Raw genomic sequence first — 6,307 nt, 5'->3', positions numbered from 1 at the left:
TCCTGACCAAGTTCGCCCGCACGGTCACGATCATCCACCGCCGCGAGCAGCTGCGGGCCTCCAAGATCATGGCCGAGCGCGCCTTCGCCAACGCCCGGATCCGGTTCGCCTGGAACTCGCAGGTCACCCAGCTGCACGGCCAGGGCCGCCTGTCCGGGGTGACCCTGGCCGACACCCGCACCGGGGAGACCCGCGAGCTGCCGGTCACCGGCCTGTTCGTGGCGATCGGGCACGACCCCCGCAACGAGCTGGTCAAGGGCGTGGTCGACCTCGACGAGGCCGGCTACGTGCTGGTCGACGGACGCTCCACCCGCACCAACGTGCCCGGCGTGTTCGCCGCCGGCGACCTGGTCGACCACACCTACCGCCAGGCCATCACCGCCGCCGGCACCGGCTGCGCGGCCGCCCTGGACGCCGAGCACTACCTCGCCGCCCTGGCCGACACCACCACCCCCGAGGCCGCCGCCGAAGAAGCCCGCCTCATCGACGTGGTCAGTTGACGAGGCTTATTATAATAAGGAATTCTGTCGGCATGACGGAGTCAGTCCTCGACGAGCGGCTCTTGAGCACCGAGATCCTCGAGTGCCCGTATCCCTACTACCGGCGAGTGCGTGACGAGGCGCCGGTCCACCGCACGTCGCTGGGCTTCTGGCTGGTCACCCGCTTCGCCGACGTGAGCGCCGTCCTTCACGACACCTCCCGCTTCTCCAGCGCAGTGCCGATGGACGTCCATCCGGACGTCGTCGCGATCTACCAGGAGGGCTACCCCGAGGTTGCGACCCTCCTGGCCGCCGACCCCCCGGCCCACACCTACTACCGCGGCCTGGTGAACAAGGCCTTCCTCCCACGCCGGGTGGCGCAGCTCGAGGACGAGATCACCCGCATCGCCCTCGACCTCGTCGAGAAGTTCATCGACCGAGGGCGTGTCGAGCTCGTGAGCGAGCTCGCGATCGGGCTGCCCGTGACAGTCATCGCCGATGCCCTCGGTGTCGACCGAGCCGACCAGGCCCTGTTCAAGCGGTGGAGTGACGACATCGTGGCGCCGCGATCCGGCCTGCTGAACCTGGAGGAACGTCGCCGCTGCGCGCACAGTCTCGTCGAGCTGCAGCACTACCTGGCGGCACGCGCACAGGAGCGCCGGGACGAGCCGCGCGATGACCTTCTCTCGGACCTCGTGCAGGCGCGTTTCGACAGTGGCGAACGCGAAGGCCAGCCGCTCACGGACAACGAGCTCATCGGCATACTGCGCCAGATCATGGTCGCGGGGAACGAGACGACGACGAGCCTGATCGCCGGGGCGATGAAGCTTCTCGTCGAGCACCCGAAGGAGCTGGCAGCGACCGAGGCCGACCACAGCCGCATCCCGCTCGTCCTCGACGAGGCACTGCGCGTCGACGCCCCGATCCAGATGCTTCCCCGGCGCACGGTGGTGGACGCCGAGGTGGGCGGGACCGTCATCCCGGCCGGTGAGGTGCTCTATCTCGTCTACGCCTCGGCGAACCGTGACGGTGCCCGGTTCGAGGATCCCGAGCAGTTCTGCCCGGCCCGGCCGAACGTCCGACAGCACCTCGCGTTCGGCCAGGGAGCCCACTTCTGCCCGGGCTCCGCCCTCGCCCGGAGCGAGGCTCGTATCGCGCTCGGGCTGCTGCTGTCGAAGGCCACCGACTGGCGCCTCGATCCCGCGGTCAGCGAGCCCGTGCAGCGACAGCTGTCCATGACCCTGCGAGGCCTGTCCGCGCTGCACCTGACGTTCACGCCACGACGATGAGCACCCGTGTCGTCGTCGTCTCGGGAGGTGCAGGTGGCATCGGGGCTGCCGTGGCGGCCGGGCTCGCCGCCGACGGGTGGAGCGTCGTGGTCGCCGATCGCCGGGGATCGGACGCGGCCGCCGTGGCCGGCGGGCTCGAGGCTCCTGCAGTGGGTGTCGAGCTCGATGTCCGCGATCCGACCTCGTGGGAAGCCGCGGTGGCGGTGGCCGCCGAGCTCGGCCCCGTCGCCGGCCTGGTCAACGGCGCGGGAATCCTCGGTGCCGGGGGCGTCCTCGAGGTCGACCTCGACGTGTTCGACGATGTCCTGGCCGTCAACCTCAAGGGCTGCCTGCTCGGACTGCGAGCTCTTGTCCCCGCGATGGAGGCTGCGGGCGGCGGGAGCGTGGTGAACATCGGCTCCGCGGTGGCCTTCTCCGGCACCCCGGCGCTGGTTGCATATGGCGCGAGCAAGTGGGCCCTGCGGGGTCTGACCCGCACGGCCGCCATCGAGCTGGGTCCCCGCGGCATCCGCGTCAACGCCGTCCTGCCGGGGACCGTCGCCACCCCGCTCTCTGGCACGGCTGGGCTCGACCGGTCGGCCTGGTTCGCCGCTCTGCCTGGAGGGCGTCAGGGCTGTCCGGGCGATGTCGCCGAGGCCGTCCGTTACCTGATGTCGGATGCCAGCCGGCACTCGACAGCCGCCGAGCTGACCGTCGACGGGGGCATGAGCGCCCGCGGGGCCCTGCCGCCACGCTGACCTGTTCCACACCTGTGGCCGCGACGACGATGGGGTGATGCCGTGAAGCTCGGTGCGATCTCGTTCATGACGGACGTGTCGATCTCTGCCGTGGAGATCGCCCGGGCCCTCGAGGCCCACGGGTTCGAGTCGTTCTGGGCGGGGGACCACTCCCACATCCCCGTCGTGCCAGGTGGCGGCCCGCCGATCGACACCCGCACGGGAAGGCCGGTCCCCGACGAGTATGCGCGGCTCCTCGATCCCTTCGTGGCCCTCACGGCGGCGGCGGTGTCGACCTCGCGCCTGCGGCTGGGGACCGGGATCTGCCTGGTCAACGAGCGAGATCCCATCCACACGGCGAAGGCGGTCGCCTCGCTCGACCATGTGTCCAGCGGGCGTTTCCTCTTCGGTGTCGGCGGCGGTTGGAACGCGCTGGAGATGGCCAACCACGGAGTGGACATCTCTGACCGCTGGCCGGCTCTGCGGGAACGCATCCTCGCGATGCGGGAGGTCTGGGAGAACGACGTCGCCGCGTTCAGCGGGGACCACGTGTCGTTCGGGCCGATGCTCAGCCGTCCCAAGCCCGGGCGGCGGATCCCCGTCCTCATCGGCGGAAACTGGCGCAACATCGCGCGGGTCGTCGAGTACGGCGACGCGTGGTGTCCCGGCACCCCGGACCTCGCCGAGGACGACCTGCGCCGCGTCACCGGCATGCTCTGGGACCAGGCAGCCGCCGCTGGGCGAACCGACGTCACGCTGACCGCGTTCCATGTGACCTCGGTGGTGGACCTCCAGCCGGGTGATCCCCGGTGTCTCACTCCGGAGCGTTTCGCGCTGCTCTCGGACGTCGGCGCCGAACGGGTCGTGGTCGTCCTGCCGCCCCGGCGGGACGACTGTCTGCGGATGATCGAGCACTACGCGATGACGCTGACCGACCGCACGGCGTGACTCCCGTGTGACTGGAGTGACCAACCGCCCACTCGACGAGAGGGGTCTGCCGACCCGTCCCGGGGGTATATGCCGTGCCGTCACGGCTCGAAGAACCAGGTCGAGTGGGCGCCCCGTCACTTTCGTCACGTGACGGGTGTGACTGGAGTGACCAAGTGCCCACTCGACGAAGGGGTCTGCCGACCCCGTCCCGGGGGTATGCCGTGGCGTCACGGCTCGAAGAACCAGGTCGAGTGGGCGCCCCGTCACTTTCGTCACGTGACGGGTGTGACTGGAGTGACCGAGCGCCCACTCGACGAGAGGGTCTGCCGACCCCGTCCCGGGGGTATGCCGTGCCGTCACGGCTCGAAGNTATGCCGTGCCGTCACGGCTCGAAGAACCAGGTCGAGTGGGCGCCCCGTCACTTTCGTCACGTGACGGGTGTGACTGGAGTGACCAACCGCCGACTCGACGAGAGGGTCTGCCGACCCGTCCCGGGGGTATATGCCGTGCCGTCACGGCTCGAAGAACCAGGTCGAGTGGGCGCCCCGTCACTTTCGTCACGTGACGGGTGTGACTGGAGTGACCGAGCGCCCACTCGACGAGAGGGGTCTGCCGACCCCGTCCCGGGGGTATGCCGTGCCGTCACGGCTCGAAGAACCACGTCGAGTGGGCGCCCCGTCACTTTCGTCACGTGACGGGGCGCCCACTCGACGAGAGGGTCTGCCGACCCGTCCCGGGGGTATGCCGTGCCGTCACGGCTCGAAGAACCACGTCGAGTGAGCGCCCCGTCACTTCCGTCACATGACAGGTGTGACTGGAGTGACCAAGCGCCCACTCGACGGGGTGAGGAAGCGGCTCTCCGCAGCCGGTGAGGCGGGGGTCGGTCAACGGATGCTGTAGGCGGCGATGTCCTCGCCGGGCCAGCGGACCGAGGACGCCCGCCGACTCACCTGCTCCAGCCCCGGCACCGCTGCAGCGTAGGCGAACCCGATCTCGCGGCTGCGGAAGCGCCATCGCCCGTCGACCCGGCGGTACTCGTCGCGGTATCGGAGCGCGACGGAGACGACTTCGCCGTCAAGGGCATGCTCGGCGTGGCACCCCACGAAGCCGATGGCCCGGTCGGTGCCGGTGAAGTCGACGGCGTGACCGTGCACCGAGTGCACGGTCCACTCGTAGCGGCCCAGCGCCGCCCGGTAGGCCTCATCGAGATCCGCTGCACCCGTCACGCGCCATGGCGGCCGGGAAAGGGTCCCGTCCTCGGTGAAGGCGGCGACGACCGCGGCGTAGTCACGGTCGTCGACCGCGGCGGCGTAGCGGGCGATGAGCTCGCCGATCTCGAGGCGATCGGCGACCTCGCGCACGAGGTCCGGGGTGCTCTCCATGCTCAGAGAGCGTGCACGGGGGCAGCGGTCCAGGGCGCGACCGGCGCCGACAGGTCCGTGTACTCGTCGGTGAGGTCGTCGACCATGGCCAGCGTCGACCCCATCCGGCCGAACCCCACGTAGGACCCGACGTGGAAGCACAGCTCCATCACCTCGGCGTCCGAGAAGTGCTCCCGAAGGCGGGCGAAGACCGCGTCGTCGACCGCGAGGTGGTCGGTCGCCATCAGGTCGGCGTACGCGAGCGCCGCCTTCTCCGCCGGCGTCAGGTCCGGGGCCTCCTGAGGCTTCTCGAGCGAGCACACCTCGCCTTCGTCGAGAGCGCCGCCGTATCGGACCGCCATGCAGCTGCGGCACTGGTTGTGAAAGGCGACCCGGAGACGAACCAGCTCGACGAGGCGCCCGGGAAGGGTGGTGCACTCGCGCAGGGCTGTCTGCCAGGCAACATACGGGGCAGCCAGAGCGGGCGCGTTCGCGTAGACCCGGTGTCGCAGAGGCGCATCCGCGCCGAACTGCGGCTCGAACACGTCACGCGTCGCGGGCGGAATACGGCTCATGGCGGGTCGGCCTCCTTGACGAACGGGGTGGACGAACGAGGGGTGCGAACTGCGGGCGTCACACCCGTCACTTTCTGATGACTATATTCATAGTATTCCTCGAAGGGCAATATGCTCGGTCGATGATCAAGGTCTTCGCGCTCCTGCCCGTCCGGCCGGACCTCACCGTGGACGAGTTCCACCGTCACTGGAGCACCGTCCACCGCGACCATGCCGTCCGGATCGAGCGGATCCGTCGCTACGTGCAGGCCCACCGCGTCCGGCCCGGGCTGCCGGGCCTCACGGAGGCCGAGTGGGAGGGCGTCCCGGAGGTCTGGTTCGACTCTCTGGAATCGGCTGTCGCGCAGCGGACCGATCCGCAGTACACCGAGTTCGCGCGCGTCGACGAGCCGAGCTTCATCGACATGCCGGGCCTGCGACGGGTCACGACCGAGAGCCGAGTCGTCCGCGACCCCGGGCCCGCCCGAACCAAGCTCATGCTCTTCGCCCACTGGCTCTCGGCGGGATCGCCGCTCCACCAGGTCGGTCGCCAGTCGACGGCATCGATCGGCGAGGCCCTGCTCGAGAGCGCACCTGGGCTGTCGGGCCTGGCCGTCTCTCAGGCCTTCGCGACCGCCCATCTGCCCCGCCTGCCGGACGGAGCGATCCCGACGACGCAGCCCTTCGACATCGTCCTCGAGCTCTGGTGGCCCGACCTCGAGGCCGTCCGGATCGGCTGGGACCAGGGCCGCGACGCCATCCTTGGCACACTGGCCGGGCGGCTCGACCTCACGCGCGCTCGCGGGTTCCTGTGCGAGGAGCTGCGCGTCGTCGACCGCTGAGTCCGGTCTCCGACCGCACGACCGCCAGGGACCAGGTCACGGGGCGGATCTGACGGGGCGCTCACTCGACCTGGTTCAAGAGCCGCGACGCCACGGCATATCCCCGGGACGGGTCGGCGACCCTAGGGCGGCTCAG

Annotated in this window: 7 protein-coding genes; 5 read left to right on the top strand and 2 right to left on the bottom strand. The window is 70.1% G+C overall.

Features of this window, described 5'->3' with window-relative positions; genetic code table 11:
- From ACYVLP_RS00740 to ACYVLP_RS00725, 4 genes are all read left to right on the top strand, one after another.
- Window positions 1–500 (top strand): NAD(P)/FAD-dependent oxidoreductase (locus ACYVLP_RS00740; RefSeq protein ID WP_460625431.1); only part of this gene is annotated, 500 nt, incomplete at its 5' end.
- A gap of 32 nt (window positions 501–532) precedes the next feature.
- The gene (locus tag ACYVLP_RS00735) at window positions 533–1,768 is read left to right on the top strand and encodes a cytochrome P450 (protein WP_460625430.1); all 1,236 of its coding nucleotides are present in this window, start codon (window positions 533–535) and stop codon (window positions 1,766–1,768) included.
- Complete coding sequence (locus tag ACYVLP_RS00730) at window positions 1,765–2,505, top strand: SDR family NAD(P)-dependent oxidoreductase (RefSeq protein WP_460625429.1); 741 nt, start codon at window positions 1,765–1,767, stop codon at window positions 2,503–2,505. Before ACYVLP_RS00735 ends, ACYVLP_RS00730 begins: the two co-directional genes overlap by 4 nt.
- Before the next feature lie 42 nt (window positions 2,506–2,547).
- Entirely contained in the window at window positions 2,548–3,432 is an 885-nt protein-coding gene (locus tag ACYVLP_RS00725; RefSeq protein ID WP_460625428.1) for an LLM class F420-dependent oxidoreductase, read from the top strand.
- A gap of 866 nt (window positions 3,433–4,298) precedes the next feature.
- On the opposite strand, the gene ACYVLP_RS00720 is transcribed toward ACYVLP_RS00725, so the two are convergent.
- Together ACYVLP_RS00720 and ACYVLP_RS00715 are read right to left on the bottom strand one after the other, a co-directional pair.
- Complete coding sequence (locus ACYVLP_RS00720; RefSeq protein WP_460625427.1) at window positions 4,299–4,796, bottom strand: nuclear transport factor 2 family protein; 498 nt, start codon at window positions 4,794–4,796, stop codon at window positions 4,299–4,301.
- A gap of 2 nt (window positions 4,797–4,798) precedes the next feature.
- Window positions 4,799–5,350 carry a carboxymuconolactone decarboxylase family protein gene (locus tag ACYVLP_RS00715; protein WP_460625426.1) on the bottom strand — a complete coding sequence of 184 codons (552 nt, stop codon included), beginning with the start codon at window positions 5,348–5,350 and terminating at the stop codon, window positions 4,799–4,801.
- Between the two features lie 122 nt (window positions 5,351–5,472).
- Between ACYVLP_RS00715 and ACYVLP_RS00710 the strand changes: the two genes are divergently transcribed.
- Window positions 5,473–6,171, top strand: coding sequence for an EthD domain-containing protein (locus ACYVLP_RS00710; protein WP_460625425.1), 699 nt, complete (start codon window positions 5,473–5,475; stop codon window positions 6,169–6,171).
- Window positions 6,172–6,307: the final 136 nt, after the last annotated feature.

It is taken from the genome of Intrasporangium mesophilum (assembly GCF_054783095.1).
Note: the sequence above shows the minus strand (reverse complement) of the source record. Positions and strands in the feature narration are given on the sequence as shown.

Coding starts and splice junctions, on each gene's coding strand:
- ACYVLP_RS00735 (WP_460625430.1), top strand. CDS start 533: ATGACGGAGTCAGTCCTCGACGAGCGGCTCTTGAGCACCGAGATCCTC.
- ACYVLP_RS00730 (WP_460625429.1), top strand. CDS start 1,765: ATGAGCACCCGTGTCGTCGTCGTCTCGGGAGGTGCAGGTGGCATCGGG.
- ACYVLP_RS00720 (WP_460625427.1), bottom strand. CDS start 4,796: ATGGAGAGCACCCCGGACCTCGTGCGCGAGGTCGCCGATCGCCTCGAG.
- ACYVLP_RS00715 (WP_460625426.1), bottom strand. CDS start 5,350: ATGAGCCGTATTCCGCCCGCGACGCGTGACGTGTTCGAGCCGCAGTTC.
- ACYVLP_RS00710 (WP_460625425.1), top strand. CDS start 5,473: ATGATCAAGGTCTTCGCGCTCCTGCCCGTCCGGCCGGACCTCACCGTG.